The following is a 16,453-nucleotide window of genomic DNA, read 5'->3' as shown; positions in this document are numbered from 1 at the left end:
GATCCAGGTCACACGTCAACGGATTTTTATAACGATCATTTATTTAATTAGAATTCATATATTTTTCATATGAATATGTTGAATTCTTTTTTGCGACGGAAGCGCTGGCCCCCGCCGATAATTATTTTTATAATGAGCATTCACTAAACACCGACTGAGGTAGGCGGCACGATGACAACTGACACGCAAAGTTGCGCGAAAAAAGGCCGTGGTCGACCTAAAGTATTCGACCGGGAAGCGGCGTTGGATAAAGCCATGACGCTGTTCTGGCAGTATGGCTATGAAGCAACATCGCTTTCCGATCTTGTCGAAGCCACCGGCGCCAAGGCGCCGACGCTGTACGCTGAATTTGTGAATAAAGAGGGGCTCTTCCGCGCCGTACTCGATCACTACATCAGCCGTTTTGCGTCGAAAAATGAAGCCTGTCTGTTCTGTGAAGACCAGACGCTGCTGGAGGCGCTTCGCCACTATTTCACTGCCGTCGCCACCTGCTTTACCAGCAAAGACACGCCGGCGGGCTGCTTTATGATCAACACGTCTGCCGCCCTTGCCGCCTCTTCCAAAGAAATTGCGAAGACCATTAAGTCGCGTCACGCGGTGCAGGAACAGACGTTATACAAGTTCTTACAGCTGCGTCAGGCGCGCGGGGAAATCCCGGCAGAAAAAAACGTCGCCGAGCTGGCGCAGTTTCTGAGCTGTATTTTGCAGGGAATGTCGATTAGCGCCCGTGAAGGGGCGAGCTTTGAAACGCTGATGCAGATTACCGAAACCACCCTTCGCCTCTGGCCACAGATGATTGCCGTATAAAAAAAAACGCCCCTCAGTCTGGGAGACGGAGGGGCGAATCAGCACACTCACACTTTTTTAGGCTTTATTCAGTACCAGCTGACCATTGCTATCCAGCGGGATCTGGCTTCCGGGCTGTTTATCCATACGGATTTTGCCCTGCTGGTCGCCGATTTTGTAGGTCACATCATATCCGAGCGTTTTCTCAGACTTGTCGTACACTGTTTTACAACGCTGCTCCGTCGTGGTGTAGGTGTCGTTATTCTGCATCGCACCCTGCACCTGGTTACCTGCATAGCCGCCGCCTAAAGCACCGACGACGGTTGCAACATCTTTACCGCGACCGCCACCAAACTGGTGCCCGATGACCCCACCGGCAACGGCGCCCAGCACCGATCCGGCGATGCGGTTTTCATCCTGTACCGGACGACGGTGCGTAACCGTCACGTTGCGGCACTCCTGACGCGGGTTTTTAACGGTTTCCTTGATTGGCGTAGCGGAGATCACCTGCGCATACTGCGGGCCACGATCGAATACGTTCATGCTCGCTACGGCGGCAACCCCGAGAGCAGCTGCAACGCCAATACCAATACCCGCCAACATTGATTTATTCACGGGACTTCCTCCTTTGTTGCTATTGCTAACAATTGTGCAACTTAAGTCAAACCATGACTATCAGACAAAAACTCAAAAGCAGGATTTTATGTGGGATTAGAGATGTTTGAGAGAATTCTGAAGGTAGAGACAGGTAACAATTGAAAGCGCTGATAAGCGCAGCGCTTTGGGCGGAACATTGGCGCACATTGCCGGATGGCGCTGCGCTTATCCGGCCTACATGCATAACAACATGCAGGCCGGGAGCCTTAAAACGCGATTAGTGCAGTTTCAGTCGCGGACGGATCACCCGGTTGATACTGCCCACCAGCATCATCAGGCCGGTTTTCACGTAACCGTGCAGCGCAATCTGGTGCATACGGTACAGCGAGATATAGACCATACGCGCGATACGCCCTTCGATCATCATCGAACCACGCATCAGGTTACCCATCAGGCTGCCGACGGTTGAATAGTTGGAGAGTGATACCAGTGAACCGTGATCCTTATAGGTATACGGCTTCAGCTCTTTACCCTTAATCTGCGCCAGAATGTTGTTCAGCGCACAGGTCGCCATCTGGTGCGCAGCCTGGGCGCGCGGCGGCACAAAGCCCCCTTCCGGACGGGCGCAAGAAGCACAGTCGCCGATAGCGTAGATATCCTGATCGCGGGTGGTTTGCAGCGTCGGCTCAACCACCAGCTGATTGATGCGGTTAGTTTCCAGGCCGCCGATCTCTTTCATGAAATCTGGCGCTTTAATGCCCGCCGCCCATACCATCAGATCGGCCTGAATATATTCGCCATCTTTCGTGTGCAGACCGCCTTCATCGGCACTGGTCACCATCGTCTGGGTCAGCACGCGTACACCCATTTTAGTCAACTCGCTGTGCGCAGCGCCGGAAATGCGCGGCGGCAACGCAGGCAGAATACGTTCACCGGCTTCCACCAGCGTGACGTTCAGCGCTTCGTTATTCAGCCCTTTGTAGCCATAGCTGTGGAGCTGTTTCACCGCGTTGTGCAGTTCAGCGGACAGCTCAACACCGGTCGCCCCGCCGCCAACAATGGCGATATTCACCTTGCCGTTCGCGCCCAGGTTAGCGGAATATTTCAGGAACAGGTTCAGCATTTCCTGGTGGAAACGACGCGCCTGGTGCGGGTTATCGAGGAAGATACAGTGCTCTTTCACGCCCGGGGTGTTGAAGTCGTTTGAGGTGCTGCCCAACGCCATCACCAGCGTGTCGTACGCCAGCTTGCGCTCAGGCACCAGCAGTTCGCCCTTCTCATCACGCAGTTCTGCCAGGGTGATGGTTTTCGCTTCGCGGTTGATATCCATCACCGAGCCCAGCTGGAACTGGAAGTGATGATTACGCGCATGTGCCAGATAGCTCAGCGCATCGACACCTTCATCCAGAGAACCGGTCGCCACCTCGTGCAACAACGGTTTCCACAGGTGGCTATGGTTGCGATCCACCAGCGTAATTTTCGCTTTTTTACTCCGGCCAAGCTTGCGACCCAGCTGAGTAGCCAGTTCCAGGCCGCCAGCGCCGCCACCTACAATTACAATTTTCTTCATTGGCGTAGTCACGAGACCCCCTTAAAATTTATTAACCAATTGTTAATTAAAAGTTATTAATTTAGCTCTTAGTTAACAACAAGTTACTCACAAGAAACCATTCAGCTGCAATGAGAATAACATGAATGGTGCATTGGTCATACCAAAATTGATGTGTATCAAGTTTTATCGCGCAGAAGTTGAGCGAACGGCATTGCGGTGAGCGAAATGGGAGTCAGCGGGGTTAAAAATTAACAAAAAAAGCCCCGGCAACTTAAAGCTGCCGGGGCTTCTCAGACGAAAATTTAGCCTAACGTTTTGAACGCTTTAATCCGCTGCAGATGCGGCGAAATGTTTTTAAACTTATGACCCTGCTCTTCGTCCCAGATGATCTCATAGTAGTGATGCAGCACGTCTGCTGAACGCTGGCTATCAAGCGCATCGTCGTGGCGAGAGAGAATGGCCAGGCAACGGTCACGGTTCTTCTCGCGGAAGTTGTTCACACATTTGGTGGCAATATCCACGTACTCTTCCGGGCGATCGATCTTGCCGTCCATATTCTCGTTCGGGAACAGGTTCGGGTTAAACATCACCTGGCGAATATCGCACAGAAAACCAATTCGCTCCGCCCAGTAGCCGCCCAGCCCTACGCCGCAAATCAGCGGCCGCTCATCGGCATTCAACTGCAGCATTTTGTCGACTTCTTTCAGCAGATGCTGCATGTCATGCTTGGGGTGCCGCGTGCTGTAGCTAATCAACCGCACATCCGGGTCGATAAACTGCAGTTGCAGCACTTTCTCATGGTTACCAGGGCTATTGGAGTCAAAACCGTGTAAATAGATAATCATTGCGTCCTCACCACACCATTACTCCCACACCGGGAGGGTTAATGACCAGCCTTCACTTCCTGCCAGCGTTCGTGGAGTTGCTCCAGCTGAGCGCTAACTGTTTTCCAGCGGGCGGAGTCCATCAGTTCCTGACGGCTAAATGAACCTTTATGATACAACTTCGTAACACGCTCTGCGTTGATCGGCGACAGGTTATCCAGCACGCTCACCGCACCTTTACGATTATTGCAGACGAGGATCATATCGCAACCTGCGTCGAGCGATGCCTGGCCGCGTTCAGCATAGCTGCCCATAATCGCCGCGCCTTCCATTGAAAGGTCGTCAGAGAAAATCACGCCCTCAAAACCCAACTCGCCGCGCAGCACGGTCTTCAGCCAGTGCGCAGAGCCGCTGGCAGGACGCGGATCAACGGCGTCGTAAATGACGTGCGCCGGCATAATGGCGTCGAGCGCATTTTCGCTAATCAGCGTTTTAAACACCGCCATGTCTTTCCCGCGGATTTCCGCTTCCGGACGCGGATCGTGCGGCGTCTCTTTGTGCGAATCGGCAGTGACCGCGCCATGGCCTGGGAAATGTTTACCCGTGGTTTTCATCCCGGCAGCGTGCATGCCGTCAATAAAATGACGCGCCATCAGCAGCGCTTTCTGCGGGTCCGCATGATAAGAACGCTCGCCAATGGCGGTACAGATGTGGCCCACGTCTAATACCGGCGCGAAGCTGATATCAATATCCATCGCGATCATCTCACTGGCCATCAGCCAGCCCGCATCGACCGCCATCCGGCCACCGTCCTCTTCCCCCAGCACCGCGGCAAACGACTGTGCGGCCGGTAAACGGGTGAACCCTTCGCGGAAACGCTGTACGCGGCCCCCTTCCTGGTCAACAGCCACCACCAGTCGGTTACGCGAGGCGCTGCGAATCTGGCGAACCAGTTCACGAAGCTGCTCGGGGTCGTGGTAATTACGGGTAAACAGAATTAAACCGCCAACCAGCGGGTGCGCCAGAATCTCACGTTCTTCGGCATCCAGCTCGTAGCCTTCCACATCCAACATTACTGGCCCCACACGGCCTCCTTTTTGTTCTTAAGCTGCTGCCAGATTTCATTGGCCAGCGTGATAAATTGTTCGTCACCGGTCTGTTGCCAGCGACACTCGAACCAGCCCGCCATCAGCATCAGCACCCACGGACGCCAGCGTAATGTCTGTTGCCACAGGGCGTCCGGGGACATATGTGCCAGCCTGGCATAGGCCTCAATCAGTTGATAGCGTTGTTGATTGTCCGGCATCCACACCGCCGCCAGCTCCAGCGCAATATCGCCGTCGCCAGCGTATTCCCAGTCGATGAGCCTTAAACCGCCTTCGGCGTGCACAATATTGCCAGCGTGGACATCCATATGCAGCGGTGCCAGGCGCAACGGTCGCGGCTCCTTCCGCTGGCGCAGCCGTTGTAAGCTGCGCAGCCAGAAAGGCGTGCGTCGTGACGGACTGCACTGCTGCCAGTACCGTTCTAACAAAGGTAAGAGCGCCAGCCGCCAGCCAAATCGGGGCTGCTGATGCAAATCATACAGGAGAGTCGCCAGCGGTTGATGCGCCGGAAGCACGCTTTTGATCTCTCCGGCTAAAAAATCAACTGCCATCCAGCCGCGCGTATAAAAAACAGGCTTTGGCGCCAGCGTGGCGGGTAGCTGACGAAGGGCGTGATATTGACGGAGGAATTCGTGTTCCGGCGCGTCGGGCGCATGATGCTGACGCAGTACCAGCCGCCGTTCACCGTGTTGAAGAATACAGCTGCTGCCGCTCAGCCCCGCGTATTCGGGGCTGGCGACGATGTGATAGTGCGGAAATTCACGTGACAGCAGTGCGTCACGCGAAAGCTTACTGTTGCGCAACCGCACCTTTACCTGACCAGACGATCTCACCGGTTTGTACCAGCATCAGCTGCATTTGCAGCGTCGGCGCGTTCACGTTGCCGGTAGCGTTAGAGTAGAGCACGTACTGAGCTCCCACATTACGGGCAATGCCCATCGCTTTACTGCGCGAACCCAGGCTGTCCTGCGGCGACAGTCCTAACTGCTGCTTAGCCACCGCCAGCTGTTGGGCCGACACCAGGGTAAACTTGCCGTTACCTGCCAGCGCGTTACGCAGCGCGGTAGTCGCTTCCCCGGAGTTCAACGACCCGTTGGTACGGTTGTTAACGCTGTCGACCAGCAAAATGCTGCCCGCGGTTACGCCGCCGGTTTGCAGCATTTTGCCAACCAGCGGCTGTGCTGCGCCGTTCCAGTCATAGTGCCGTACGCGCGGCGTGGGCTGCGCAGGCGTTTCACCGCCGTGCTCAATCGGACCTGGCTGCTGCGGAATCGTCGGCACGCTCGGTACCGTTGGCACCGGCTGCTGCGGCTCAGCAGGCTGTTGTGGCTGCTGCGGATTCGCCGTATCGACTGGTGCCGGTTGTTCGCGCACCGCACACCCTGCCAGTATCAGTGCCAGCGAGGCCATCAACGCATAGCGACCCAATTTACTCATTCCAGTTTACCCCTCACAGATAAAGATAAAGTCGGGCTTTATGCGCCCCTAAACCGTTAGCAGTCCCGTACAGCGTGACCGACCCCATTGCGGGAATCGTAATGCTGCGCGGCGCTTCCAGCGGGTGCATTTCCAGCCCTCTGGCGTCATACCAATAAAAACGATAGTGAACGGTGACCGGCTGCCGCCTTTCGTTGAACAGTTTTGCGCTGGCGGTCGCCTGTATATCCGACGACGTTAGCTCAGGCTTTTCCGCGCTGATACCTGCCGCCAGAACGTTAGACTCCATCACCAGCGTCTGCTGTTCACTGACGGCGATTTCCGGGCGCGAATGACACCCGCTCAGCAGCACCGTACCTAACAAAAGACCCAGACATGCCGATTTCATAGATTAGCCTTTATGCGCCAGCATCGGCCCCAGCGGGCGGCCGCCCAGCAGGTGCATATGAATGTGGTAAACTTCCTGCCCGCCATGGCGATTGCAGTTCATGATCAGACGATAGCCGTCTTCGGCAATCCCTTCCTGTTGTGCAATTTTCGCCGCCACGGTAATCATGCGCCCCAGCGCCTGCTCATGCTCGGCGGTGACGTCGTTGGTGGTGGCAATCAAGGTATTGGGGATAATCAGAATATGCGTCGGCGCCTGCGGAGAGATATCGCGAAACGCGGTAACCAGCTCGTCCTGATACACCATATCCGACGGGATTTCACGACGAATAATTTTGCTGAAAATGGTTTCTTCTGCCATACGGAATTCCTTTATTATTCTCATATGCCGTCGGTAAAATCGTTGCCGACGAACAGGTTAGATGCCAGAGTATGAGCGAGTTACGCCACTTCTTTCAACCGTAATACGATTTTTCTTACCTCTGGTCGTTACTTACGCACCCACTGGCCGTTAATGCCCTGCACGTATTCACCCGGCAGCGCTTTATCGATCAGCTTTTTCCCCGCCAGCCGTGCTACCTCCTGCTGAGAGAGATTGTTGCTCAACGCCAGCTGCTGATAGCTTTCGCTGCGGGCCTGATTAATGTTCTTCACTAGCGCCAACGTTTCGCTGTCCTTAGCCAGCGCCGCCAGATAGCCACCCTGCGTTTCCCCTACCCGGCCCTGTGTTCTCGCCTCTGACAGCGTTAACGCGAACGCCTGAACGCTAAACAGCCCCAACAGCAGAACCGCGATAATGCGCATTTTTCTCATGGTGGCGGCCCTCAGAATAAGTCGCTACGCGATTTCAGCAGATCCTCAACGTCCTTATCGGCCTTGATGCGGATCTCGTGCTCAATCTTAACGTTCATATTGATGGTAATCGGTTCTTTCGGCGCAGCCACCTCAATGCGCGGTACGCAGCCTGATAACAGTGCCGTTGCCGCGATCCCCAGGATGGCGATGGATAATTTCATTAGTGCTCCTTACATTCCGTGCCGCTGCGACACGGTACGCCGGGAAGGGTCGCGTGTTGCTCAAGCCATGACTGAAGTTTGTCGCCAAAGCGCAGGCTTCGCCACAAATCAAAAACATTCTCCTGGTGCGTGTAATTCAGACGCACCGTACTGCGTTTCTCGTCCATCACCCCGGTACCGGTCACCATCGCCTGCAGCGTCAGCATACCCAGACTATCGAGATTAATCCGCGTCCACGAGCGGGAGATTTCCATATAGCGTAGCCAGTTGATTGCCGCGCCCGCGGCGATATTATCGTCGGCAACCGCGTCCGCGGTGTCTTTATCCAGGCGCAGCGTCATCGGGCCGGGATTATGCAGCCAGCCGTCCTTAATAATCCATTTGCTGTCGTTCAGCCACAGCGGCAGCGCGCCGTCAACCGGGCCGGACATGGCAAACTGTTTCGGGTTCACCGCGCTCACCAGTTCGCTGGTAGAAATATGTTGTAAGCGCAGAAGCGCGGCGTCGCGCTGCGGCATGCGCAGCTGCTGCATCGTGACCTTCCCACCCAGCACATCCACGCTGACATCGCTCAGCTGCAGCGGCGCCTCTTCACTCCACGGCCAGGTACCCTGAAGATCGGCGGTTACGTTGCGTGCAGTGACCTGGTTAATAATTTCCGCAATGCGCAGCGATACCGGTCGTCGCGTTCCCAGCTGCCAGACGCCTGCCTTTAAGCGAAACGGCAGCACAAAATCGACGCCGTTGATCTCGTTATCTGGCATCCACGCGCTACCGTTGTGTAGCACGCCGTGACCACCGGCCTCAAATCCTTGCCCGGCGGCGGCAGAGAACGCAACCTGCGCGTACAGCGAACCGTCGCGCAGCTTCATTTTCCAGTCCGGCGGCACCAGCGGCTGGAATACCTCCAGCGACTGTTTTGGCCACCACGCCTGGCCACGTAAACGCTCGCCGTCCCAGCGTCCCGTCACCCGCACCGGCCCAATTGCCTGGGCCTTCAGGTCACCTTTAAACTGGAAGAAGGTCGGATCGCGCCCTTCCACGCTAAACGTCAGCGCCGAGGCGGGCAGCATGCTGCCGCCGGTAAAGCGCGTTTCGCTGGCATCAAGCGCCAGCGCACCTCTAAAGGAAGGATGTTGTTCATCGCGGATCCAGTGAATGGGTTGTTCCAGCTTGAGACGCGGCTTATCAATGGTCATGGTGCCATATTGCAGCTTATCGAAGCCGGTAGAGAGCGTATTCAACACAATGGCGCTGTCACGCCACTCGCCGGTCCCGGTCACATCCCAGCGCGCCTGCATCGGCGTAAAGTGGCCGTCCCCCCAATAGCGCCAGCGCCAGGTACCTTTATCGGGCATGAAATTGTCAGCCTGGCCGTCCAGGTGCAGCACAAAATCCCCGGTCTGCTGCTCATGCGCGCGCAGAATGGCCTGTAGGCGTCCGTCAATGCCCTGCGTTGAAATTTTCACCCCCGCCAGCGGCCAGCGCACTTCATCAATATTTAGCGCATCGATCACTCGCCCGCGCGAACGCAGCAATGCGCCCGGCTGGAACGCCAGTACTGGGGTAACCAGCGGGCCGCTAAGGTGGGCGGGCAGTTTTGCGTAAAAGATCAGATCGCCCTGTTTCGCTTCCCCCACCAGTTGCAGCGGCATGTCGCTGTTATCCATGCTCAGCACGCCCGGCCCGACGTTCAGTACCGCCACGCCTTTCCCGGCATCTCCCGCGGTCAGAACACTAAGGCGGCCGGTCACCTGCGTTTTATCCACGCCCTGTTGCCAGTTTTCGAGCGTCACCCCCACGCGGCCGCTGAGCGGGATACCTGCCTGATACGGCCAGTTCCAGCGCCCATCGCTGATGGTGAGCAGTTGTTCCGTTAACGTCCAGGGCAGATCGACTAAGGGATCGTCCTCGCCGCGCGCCATCATCACCAGTTGCCCCTGATTGCCGTCCCAGTTGAGTTCCGCATCAACCAGCGAAGGCACCTGCGGCACCTGGAAGGTAGACTCGAGGTGCCCTTTTACCGGTAACCCGTCCGGCACCAGCGGCATCGTGAACTCACCGAGTAATTTAACCGGCGGCTCTCCGTCGATCAGGCTGGCGTGAAATTCGTTTACCGTCAGCGCCTGCCCATGCAATCGTGCGCGCAGACCAACCTGTTCGCCCGTATATTCCACATCCTGCCGCTGAGATGTCAGTGAAACCTTGAGCTTGCCCTGCCATTTTTCCCACGGCGTGACGCTGAGCGCGTCGATGGTCAGCCAGGTGTTGGGTAACATCGACTGCCATTCCGCCAGCGTGCGCGGCGCGCCGGGAACCGTATCGTTTTGCGGCAGCTTGCTAAAGCACAGAGAATTGAGGTTGGCCGATGCGGCGTGCAGTCGCCAGCGGCTTGGATGTGACAGAGTCACGTCTTTCAGGGTCGCCAGTTCGCAATCCCCCGCCAGATAGCGCAAATCGGGAATGTGCAGGGCCGAACGCGTCAGCCGAGGGCTTTCGTTAAGCGCAATACGCGTGCCTGCCGGAAGCCAGATACCCACCAGCGTAGGAACCCAGTACCCTAGCGTCATCAGCAATGTGAGCGGCAGAAGTACTAAAAGCAGGAGTAGCGCAATAATGGCTTTATATTTACCCTTCATGGGTGCAGTCATATCCTGATTGAACAAGCGGTGATGCCAGACCGCGCAGCGGGCAGTCCAAAGGCGCATATTGTGTCATGTCAGACCAGAGAGTGAAAGCCGCTGTGATGTTTTAAGAATAGCTGCTGCAAAATAAAACGTGAGGGATTTCAGTTGATTCTGATTGAGAACCGTCATTCGCGCCCCCATTTAAAGCGGGTATACTGAAGGGAGTTTCTTTACGAATCCTTAGCTTTCAAAACATTTTTATATTTTGTAAGAATTTTTGAATTATGCTAACTTGACTCTAAAATCATTGGAGAAAAGTCTCATGAAAATCGCCGTTTACAGTACTAAGCAGTACGACAAAAAGTACCTGCAAAATGTTAACCAGGCATATGGCTTTGAGCTTGAGTTTTTTGATTTCCTGTTAACGGAAAAAACCGCCAAAACCGCCCATGGCTGTGAAGCGGTCTGTATTTTCGTTAACGACGACGGTAGCCGTCCGGTGTTGGAAGAGTTGAAAAAGAACGGCGTGAAGTATATCGCGCTGCGCTGCGCGGGCTTCAACAACGTCGACCTCGACGCAGCGAAAGAGCTGGGTCTGCGCGTGGTTCGCGTGCCCGCTTACGATCCGGAAGCCGTGGCCGAGCACGCCATCGGGCTGATGATGACATTGAACCGCCGCATTCACCGCGCCTATCAGCGTACGCGTGATGCTAACTTCTCGCTGGAAGGGCTGACCGGCTTCACCATGTTCGGTAAAACCGCAGGCGTGATTGGCACCGGGAAAATCGGGGTTGCCGCACTGCGTATTCTGAAAGGCTTTGGTATGCGCCTGCTGGCGTTTGACCCGTATCCTAGCGCTGCTGCGCTGGAGCTGGGGGTTGAATATGTCGACCTGCCGACACTGTTTGCCGAGTCCGACGTGATTTCCCTGCACTGTCCGCTCACCCCTGAGAACTATCATCTGCTGAACGCCAGCGCGTTTGAGAAGATGAAAGATGGCGTGATGATCGTCAATACCAGCCGTGGGGCGTTGATTGACTCTCAGGCCGCGATTGAAGCCCTAAAAACGCAGAAAATCGGCGCTCTGGGGATGGACGTATATGAGAACGAGCGCGATCTGTTCTTTGAAGATAAGTCTAACGATGTCATCCAGGATGACGTATTCCGCCGTCTCTCAGCCTGCCACAACGTGCTGTTCACCGGCCACCAGGCGTTTCTGACTGCTGAAGCACTGACCAGCATCTCAGAAACCACTCTGCAAAACCTGCAGCAGATCGACACAGGCACAGACTGCCCTAACGCTATCGCCTGATACACCACACTCCCCGGCTACGGTCGGGGAGCATTTTCGGATAAGCCCCACAGACACCTCCCGCAGTACAGTTATGCTTCAAACATATTCACACTGCAAATTATTAATAAGAAGTCCTGTACTATGAAGAACGTATTTTTCGTGCTGGCTGCGGCCGCCCTTCTCTCTGGATGCGTCTACAACAGCAAAATGTCAACGAACGCTGACCAGCTTCAGCATCACCGCTTTGTTTTAGAGAGTGTGAACGGTAAAACGGTGAGCAGCAAAGGCACCCCACTCGAACTGAGCTTTGGCGAAAAGCAGCCGATTCTTGAAAAGATTTATGTGTCGGGCAACATGTGTAACGGCTTTTCCGGCACCGCGACCCTGCACAAAGGCGAGCTAAAGACGAGCGAGCTCGCCATGACGCGCAAACTTTGCAGCGACGCCCAGCTTAATGAGTTGGATGCCACGTTCAGCAACATGCTGCGTCAGGGCGCGCAGGTTGATTTAACCGAACAACAGCTGACGCTCGCCACAGCGGACCAGACGCTGGTCTATCGCCTGGCCGATCTGATGCATTAAGGCTTAGTAGCTGCCGCAGGTGCCGGTAGCAAGAGACTGTTCGCTGCAACGTTTACCGTTTGGCAGCGCGCACATACCGATACTGGAGCCGTCCAGCTGGCGCGCGGCGGAAAGTGACCCGCCTATCATCGCGCAGTTCGCTTCGCCCGAGCTGGACATTGCCGCTCGCATCCCCGGCGTCACGTGTGCCGCCGTTGCCTGCTGAACAGGTTCACTGCTGCACGCGGATAATAATAGCGCCGCACACCCGACTAAAAACGCAGCTCGCATCTCTTCTCTCCGTATCGCAAAAATAAGAACAAACCTAAGCATCATAGGCAGCGCTGGCCGCTCCGTCGAGAGACGAAGTGCGCATTTATGCGTTGTAGAAACATTTTCTCGCAATTTTGTGGCTCAAAACATTCGTATCATTGATACAGACGCGCCCCAAGGACACAAAAGCAAAAATGATTCAGCGCCGGGTTTGCTAAACTTCACTTAACATCATCCCTAAGAGCGATGTGTCAATTAAGGACAAATTCCCGGTTGATGGGTAAACCCGTGAACCTCTTTTTTGCGCAATGTAAGGTGTCATATCAATGATCACAATTGACGGTAATGGTGCAGTCGCCTCGGTTGCGTTCCGTACCAGTGAAGTCATCGCCATTTACCCGATCACGCCGAGCTCAACCATGGCTGAACAGGCTGACGCGTGGGCGGGAAACGGGCTTAAAAACGTTTGGGGCGACGTCCCACGCGTGGTAGAGATGCAGTCCGAAGCCGGGGCAATCGCTGCCGTGCACGGGGCCTTGCAGACCGGCGCACTGTCGACCTCATTTACCTCATCGCAGGGTCTCCTGCTGATGATCCCCACGCTGTATAAGCTGGCCGGGCAATTGACTCCGTTTGTGCTGCATGTAGCGGCGCGCACCGTCGCGACCCACGCGCTGTCTATTTTTGGCGACCATTCCGACGTGATGGCGGTGCGCCAGACCGGCTGCGCCATGCTGTGCGCCGGTAGCGTGCAGGAAGCGCAGGACTTTGCGCTGATTTCACATATTGCGACGCTCAAGAGCCGCGTACCGTTTATTCACTTCTTCGACGGGTTCCGCACGTCGCATGAGATTAACAAAATCGTGCCGCTGGCCGACGATACGATCCGCGGCCTGCTGCCGCAGGAAGACATCGCCGCCCACCGCGCCCGCGCCCTGAACCCGGAGCATCCGGTTATTCGCGGTACCTCCGCAAACCCGGACACTTACTTCCAGTCTCGTGAAGCCACCAACCCGTGGTACAACGCGGTTTACGATCACGTTGAGCAGGCGATGAATGATTTTGCCGACGCCACCGGTCGCAGCTATAAACCGTATGAATATTACGGCCATCCGCAGGCGGAACGCGTTATCGTTATTATGGGGTCGGCGATCGGCACCTGTGAAGAAGTGGTGGATGAACTGCTGACACGCGGCGAAAAAGTGGGCGTGCTGAAAGTGCGCCTCTATCGTCCGTTCTCGGCGAAACATTTATTGCAGGCGCTGCCGGAAAGCGTACGCAGCGTCGCGGTGCTTGACCGCACCAAAGAGCCGGGCGCTCAGGCCGAGCCGCTGTATCTTGACGTGATGACCGCGTTGGCGGAAGCTTTCAACCAGGGTGAACGTGAAACGCTGCCGCGGGTGATTGGCGGCCGCTATGGCCTGTCGTCAAAAGAGTTCGGCCCGGACTGCGTGCTCTCGATTTTCCACGAGCTGTCGCAGGCGAAACCAAAATCGCGCTTCACCGTCGGTATTTATGATGATGTCACGAACCTCTCCCTGCCGCAGATGGAAAACACCCTGCCATCTCACGCGCGGCTGGAGGCCTTGTTCTACGGATTGGGCAGCGACGGCAGCGTGTCGGCGACCAAAAACAACATCAAAATTATCGGTAACTCTACGCCGTGGTTTGCTCAGGGTTACTTCGTCTACGACTCTAAAAAGGCCGGTGGCCTGACGGTCTCGCACCTGCGCGTGAGCGATAACCCGATTCGCTCTGCTTATCTCGTCGCACAGGCCGATTTTGTCGGCTGTCACCAGCTACAGTTTATTGATAAATACCAGATGGCCGAGCGCCTGAAGCCCGGCGGTATTTTCCTGCTCAATACGCCTTACAGCGCCGATGAAGTGTGGGTGCGACTACCGCAGGAAGTGCAGGCGGTGCTGAATCAGAAGCACGCGCGCTTTTATGTGATTAACGCCGCCAAAATCGCCCGTGAATGTGGCCTGGCGGCACGTATTAATACCGTGATGCAGATGGCGTTCTTCCACCTCACGCAAATTCTGCCGGGCGATAGCGCGCTGATGGAGCTGCAAAACGCCATCGCGAAAAGCTATAGCAGCAAAGGTCAGGATCTGGTTGAGCGTAACTGGCAAGCGCTGGCGCTGGCCCGGGAATCCCTGTTTGAAGTGCCGCTACAGCCTGTCAACGCCAGCAGTCCAAACCGCCCGCCGGTGGTTTCCGACGCCGCGCCAGACTTCGTTAAAACCGTCACTGCCGCCATGCTTGCTGGCCTCGGCGATGCCCTGCCGGTGTCCGCGCTGCCGCCGGATGGCACCTGGCCGGTCGGTACCACGCGCTGGGAAAAACGCAATATCGCAGAAGAGATCCCTATCTGGAAAGAAGATCTCTGCACCCAGTGTAACCACTGCGTGGCCGCCTGCCCGCACTCGGCGATTCGTGCAAAAGTGGTCTCACCAGACGCGATGGAAAACGCCCCGGCGTCTCTGCATTCACTGGACGTGAAATCGCGCGATATGCGCGGTCAGAAATATGTCCTGCAGGTCGCGCCGGAAGACTGCACCGGCTGTAACCTGTGCGTTGAGGTATGCCCGGCGAAAGACCGTCAGAACCCAGAGATCAAAGCCATCAATATGATGTCGCGTCTGGAGCATGTTGAAGAAGAGAAAGTGAACTATGACTTCTTCCTCGACCTGCCGGAAATCGATCGCACCGCACTGGAACGCATTGATATCCGTACTTCACAGTTGATCACCCCGCTGTTTGAATACTCCGGCGCCTGTTCTGGCTGCGGTGAAACACCGTATATCAAGCTGCTGACGCAGCTGTACGGCGACCGTATGCTGATTGCCAACGCCACCGGCTGTTCGTCTATCTACGGCGGTAACCTGCCATCTACGCCATATACCACCGACGCGAACGGCCGCGGACCAGCGTGGGCTAACTCGCTGTTTGAAGATAACGCCGAGTTTGGTTTGGGCTTCCGTTTAACGGTCGATCAGCATCGCCAGCGTGTGATGCGTCTGCTGGACGGCTTTGCGGAACACATCCCTGCTGAGCTGAACGAAGCTTTGCATACGGACGCCACGCCAGAGTTACGCCGCGAACAGGTGGCTGCGTTGCGTAGCGCATTAACCGGCGTGGAAGGTGCGGAAGAGCTGCTGACCGATGCTGACGCGCTGGTCGAGAAGTCTATCTGGCTGATTGGCGGCGACGGCTGGGCCTACGATATCGGCTTCGGCGGTCTGGATCATGTGATGAGCCTGACCGAGAACGTCAATATTCTGGTGCTCGATACCCAATGCTATTCCAACACCGGCGGCCAGGCTTCAAAAGCGACGCCACTCGGCGCGGTGACCAAGTTTGGTGAGCACGGTAAACGTAAAGCACGGAAAGATTTGGGCGTCAGCATGATGATGTATGGTCATGTCTACGTGGCGCAAATCTCACTGGGCGCACAGCTTAACCAGACGGTGAAAGCGATTCAGGAAGCGGAGTCCTATCCGGGTCCGTCGATTATTATCGCTTACAGCCCTTGCGAAGAGCACGGTTACGATCTGGCGCTCAGCCACGATCAGATGCGCCAGCTTACCGCTACCGGCTTCTGGCCGCTGTTCCGCTTCGACCCACGTCGCGCCGACGAAGGTAAAATCCCGCTGGCGCTGGATTCCCGTCCGCCGTCAGACGCGCTGGCCGAGACGTTAATGAACGAACAGCGTTTCCGCCGTTTGAACAGCCAGCAACCAGACGTCGCCGAACAGCTATGGAAGGATGCGGCAGAGGATCTGCAAAAACGCTACGACTTCCTCGCCATGATGGCCGGCAAGGCGGAAAAACCGACGCCGCAGGAATAACCGAATTAAGGTCATTCTCAAACCATAAAAAAGCCCGAATATCAATTCGGGCTTGTCATTTTAAGATGACGAAAAATATTAAAGACACACGGCAACATAAATACGTTGTGTGACAAAAAGGCATATAACGACCGTAGCT

Annotated in this window: 16 protein-coding genes; 4 read left to right on the top strand and 12 right to left on the bottom strand. The window is 55.8% G+C overall.

Annotated features, from left to right (window positions below; genetic code table 11):
• Nucleotides 1-171: 171 nt before the first annotated feature.
• Complete coding sequence (locus NNN71_RS18285) at nt 172-807, top strand: TetR/AcrR family transcriptional regulator (RefSeq protein WP_163447433.1); 636 nt, start codon at nt 172-174, stop codon at nt 805-807.
• 57 nt (nt 808-864) lie between these two features.
• Here the strand turns inward: NNN71_RS18285 and NNN71_RS18280 are convergent, their stop codons facing one another.
• From NNN71_RS18280 to NNN71_RS18230, 11 genes are all read right to left on the bottom strand, one after another.
• A complete protein-coding gene (locus tag NNN71_RS18280; RefSeq protein ID WP_074398785.1) occupies nt 865-1,401 on the bottom strand; it encodes a glycine zipper 2TM domain-containing protein in 537 nt (178 codons plus the stop codon).
• 259 nt (nt 1,402-1,660) lie between these two features.
• Nucleotides 1,661-2,965 carry an NAD(P)/FAD-dependent oxidoreductase gene (locus tag NNN71_RS18275; protein WP_271459064.1) on the bottom strand — a complete coding sequence of 435 codons (1,305 nt, stop codon included), beginning with the start codon at nt 2,963-2,965 and terminating at the stop codon, nt 1,661-1,663.
• A gap of 272 nt (nt 2,966-3,237) precedes the next feature.
• Nucleotides 3,238-3,780, bottom strand: coding sequence for an alpha/beta hydrolase YcfP (gene ycfP / locus NNN71_RS18270; RefSeq protein WP_163447431.1), 543 nt, complete (start codon nt 3,778-3,780; stop codon nt 3,238-3,240).
• Between the two features lie 38 nt (nt 3,781-3,818).
• Nucleotides 3,819-4,844, bottom strand: coding sequence for a beta-N-acetylhexosaminidase (gene nagZ / locus NNN71_RS18265; protein ID WP_223802519.1), 1,026 nt, complete (start codon nt 4,842-4,844; stop codon nt 3,819-3,821).
• Nucleotides 4,832-5,674 carry a thiamine kinase gene (gene thiK / locus NNN71_RS18260; RefSeq protein ID WP_223804182.1) on the bottom strand — a complete coding sequence of 281 codons (843 nt, stop codon included), beginning with the start codon at nt 5,672-5,674 and terminating at the stop codon, nt 4,832-4,834. Before thiK ends, nagZ begins: the two co-directional genes overlap by 13 nt.
• Entirely contained in the window at nt 5,655-6,293 is a 639-nt protein-coding gene (gene lpoB, locus NNN71_RS18255; RefSeq protein ID WP_223804181.1) for a penicillin-binding protein activator LpoB, read from the bottom strand. The genes thiK and lpoB overlap by 20 nt, the downstream gene beginning before the upstream one ends.
• Before the next feature lie 22 nt (nt 6,294-6,315).
• Nucleotides 6,316-6,690 (bottom strand): YcfL family protein, encoded by a 375-nt coding sequence (locus NNN71_RS18250; protein WP_163447428.1) that lies wholly within the window; start codon nt 6,688-6,690, stop codon nt 6,316-6,318.
• 3 nt (nt 6,691-6,693) lie between these two features.
• On the bottom strand, nt 6,694-7,050 hold the full coding sequence (gene hinT / locus NNN71_RS18245; protein ID WP_163447427.1) for a purine nucleoside phosphoramidase: 357 nt from the start codon (nt 7,048-7,050) through the stop codon (nt 6,694-6,696).
• 128 nt (nt 7,051-7,178) lie between these two features.
• The gene (locus NNN71_RS18240) at nt 7,179-7,502 is read right to left on the bottom strand and encodes a YdbL family protein (protein ID WP_163447426.1); all 324 of its coding nucleotides are present in this window, start codon (nt 7,500-7,502) and stop codon (nt 7,179-7,181) included.
• An 11-nt stretch (nt 7,503-7,513) separates the two neighbouring features.
• Nucleotides 7,514-7,705, bottom strand: coding sequence for a YnbE family lipoprotein (locus tag NNN71_RS18235; RefSeq protein WP_163447425.1), 192 nt, complete (start codon nt 7,703-7,705; stop codon nt 7,514-7,516).
• Nucleotides 7,705-10,344: a YdbH family protein gene (locus NNN71_RS18230; RefSeq protein WP_271459063.1), complete on the bottom strand. Its 2,640-nt coding sequence runs from the start codon at nt 10,342-10,344 to the stop codon at nt 7,705-7,707. Before NNN71_RS18230 ends, NNN71_RS18235 begins: the two co-directional genes overlap by 1 nt.
• 310 nt (nt 10,345-10,654) lie before the next feature.
• Here NNN71_RS18230 and NNN71_RS18225 point away from each other — a divergent pair, with 310 nt between their 5' ends.
• Together NNN71_RS18225 and hslJ are read left to right on the top strand one after the other, a co-directional pair.
• A complete protein-coding gene (locus NNN71_RS18225) occupies nt 10,655-11,644 on the top strand; it encodes a 2-hydroxyacid dehydrogenase (protein WP_163447423.1) in 990 nt (329 codons plus the stop codon).
• 123 nt (nt 11,645-11,767) lie between these two features.
• Nucleotides 11,768-12,208 carry a heat shock protein HslJ gene (gene hslJ, locus NNN71_RS18220; RefSeq protein ID WP_223802517.1) on the top strand — a complete coding sequence of 147 codons (441 nt, stop codon included), beginning with the start codon at nt 11,768-11,770 and terminating at the stop codon, nt 12,206-12,208.
• 3 nt (nt 12,209-12,211) lie between these two features.
• On the opposite strand, the gene NNN71_RS18215 is transcribed toward hslJ, so the two are convergent.
• Entirely contained in the window at nt 12,212-12,478 is a 267-nt protein-coding gene (locus tag NNN71_RS18215; protein ID WP_064545809.1) for a putative hemolysin, read from the bottom strand.
• A 308-nt stretch (nt 12,479-12,786) separates the two neighbouring features.
• On the opposite strand from NNN71_RS18215, the gene nifJ reads away from it, so the two are divergent.
• The gene (gene nifJ / locus NNN71_RS18210) at nt 12,787-16,314 is read left to right on the top strand and encodes a pyruvate:ferredoxin (flavodoxin) oxidoreductase (protein ID WP_271459062.1); all 3,528 of its coding nucleotides are present in this window, start codon (nt 12,787-12,789) and stop codon (nt 16,312-16,314) included.
• The last annotated feature ends 139 nt before the right edge of the window (nt 16,315-16,453 follow it).

Origin of the sequence: Kluyvera sp. Awk 3 (assembly GCF_028069715.1) — a bacterium.
GTDB classification, from domain to species: domain Bacteria; phylum Pseudomonadota; class Gammaproteobacteria; order Enterobacterales; family Enterobacteriaceae; genus Kluyvera; species Kluyvera georgiana_A.
The sequence above is the reverse complement of the archived record's forward strand: the minus strand, read 5'-3'. Positions and strand labels throughout refer to the sequence as shown.

Coding starts and splice junctions, on each gene's coding strand:
- NNN71_RS18285 (WP_163447433.1), top strand. CDS start 172: ATGACAACTGACACGCAAAGTTGCGCGAAAAAAGGCCGTGGTCGACCT.
- nifJ (WP_271459062.1), top strand. CDS start 12,787: ATGATCACAATTGACGGTAATGGTGCAGTCGCCTCGGTTGCGTTCCGT.
- NNN71_RS18225 (WP_163447423.1), top strand. CDS start 10,655: ATGAAAATCGCCGTTTACAGTACTAAGCAGTACGACAAAAAGTACCTG.
- NNN71_RS18215 (WP_064545809.1), bottom strand. CDS start 12,478: ATGCGAGCTGCGTTTTTAGTCGGGTGTGCGGCGCTATTATTATCCGCG.
- NNN71_RS18235 (WP_163447425.1), bottom strand. CDS start 7,705: ATGAAATTATCCATCGCCATCCTGGGGATCGCGGCAACGGCACTGTTA.
- ycfP (WP_163447431.1), bottom strand. CDS start 3,780: ATGATTATCTATTTACACGGTTTTGACTCCAATAGCCCTGGTAACCAT.
- hinT (WP_163447427.1), bottom strand. CDS start 7,050: ATGGCAGAAGAAACCATTTTCAGCAAAATTATTCGTCGTGAAATCCCG.
- NNN71_RS18240 (WP_163447426.1), bottom strand. CDS start 7,502: ATGAGAAAAATGCGCATTATCGCGGTTCTGCTGTTGGGGCTGTTTAGC.
- NNN71_RS18250 (WP_163447428.1), bottom strand. CDS start 6,690: ATGAAATCGGCATGTCTGGGTCTTTTGTTAGGTACGGTGCTGCTGAGC.
- NNN71_RS18230 (WP_271459063.1), bottom strand. CDS start 10,344: ATGAAGGGTAAATATAAAGCCATTATTGCGCTACTCCTGCTTTTAGTA.
- hslJ (WP_223802517.1), top strand. CDS start 11,768: ATGAAGAACGTATTTTTCGTGCTGGCTGCGGCCGCCCTTCTCTCTGGA.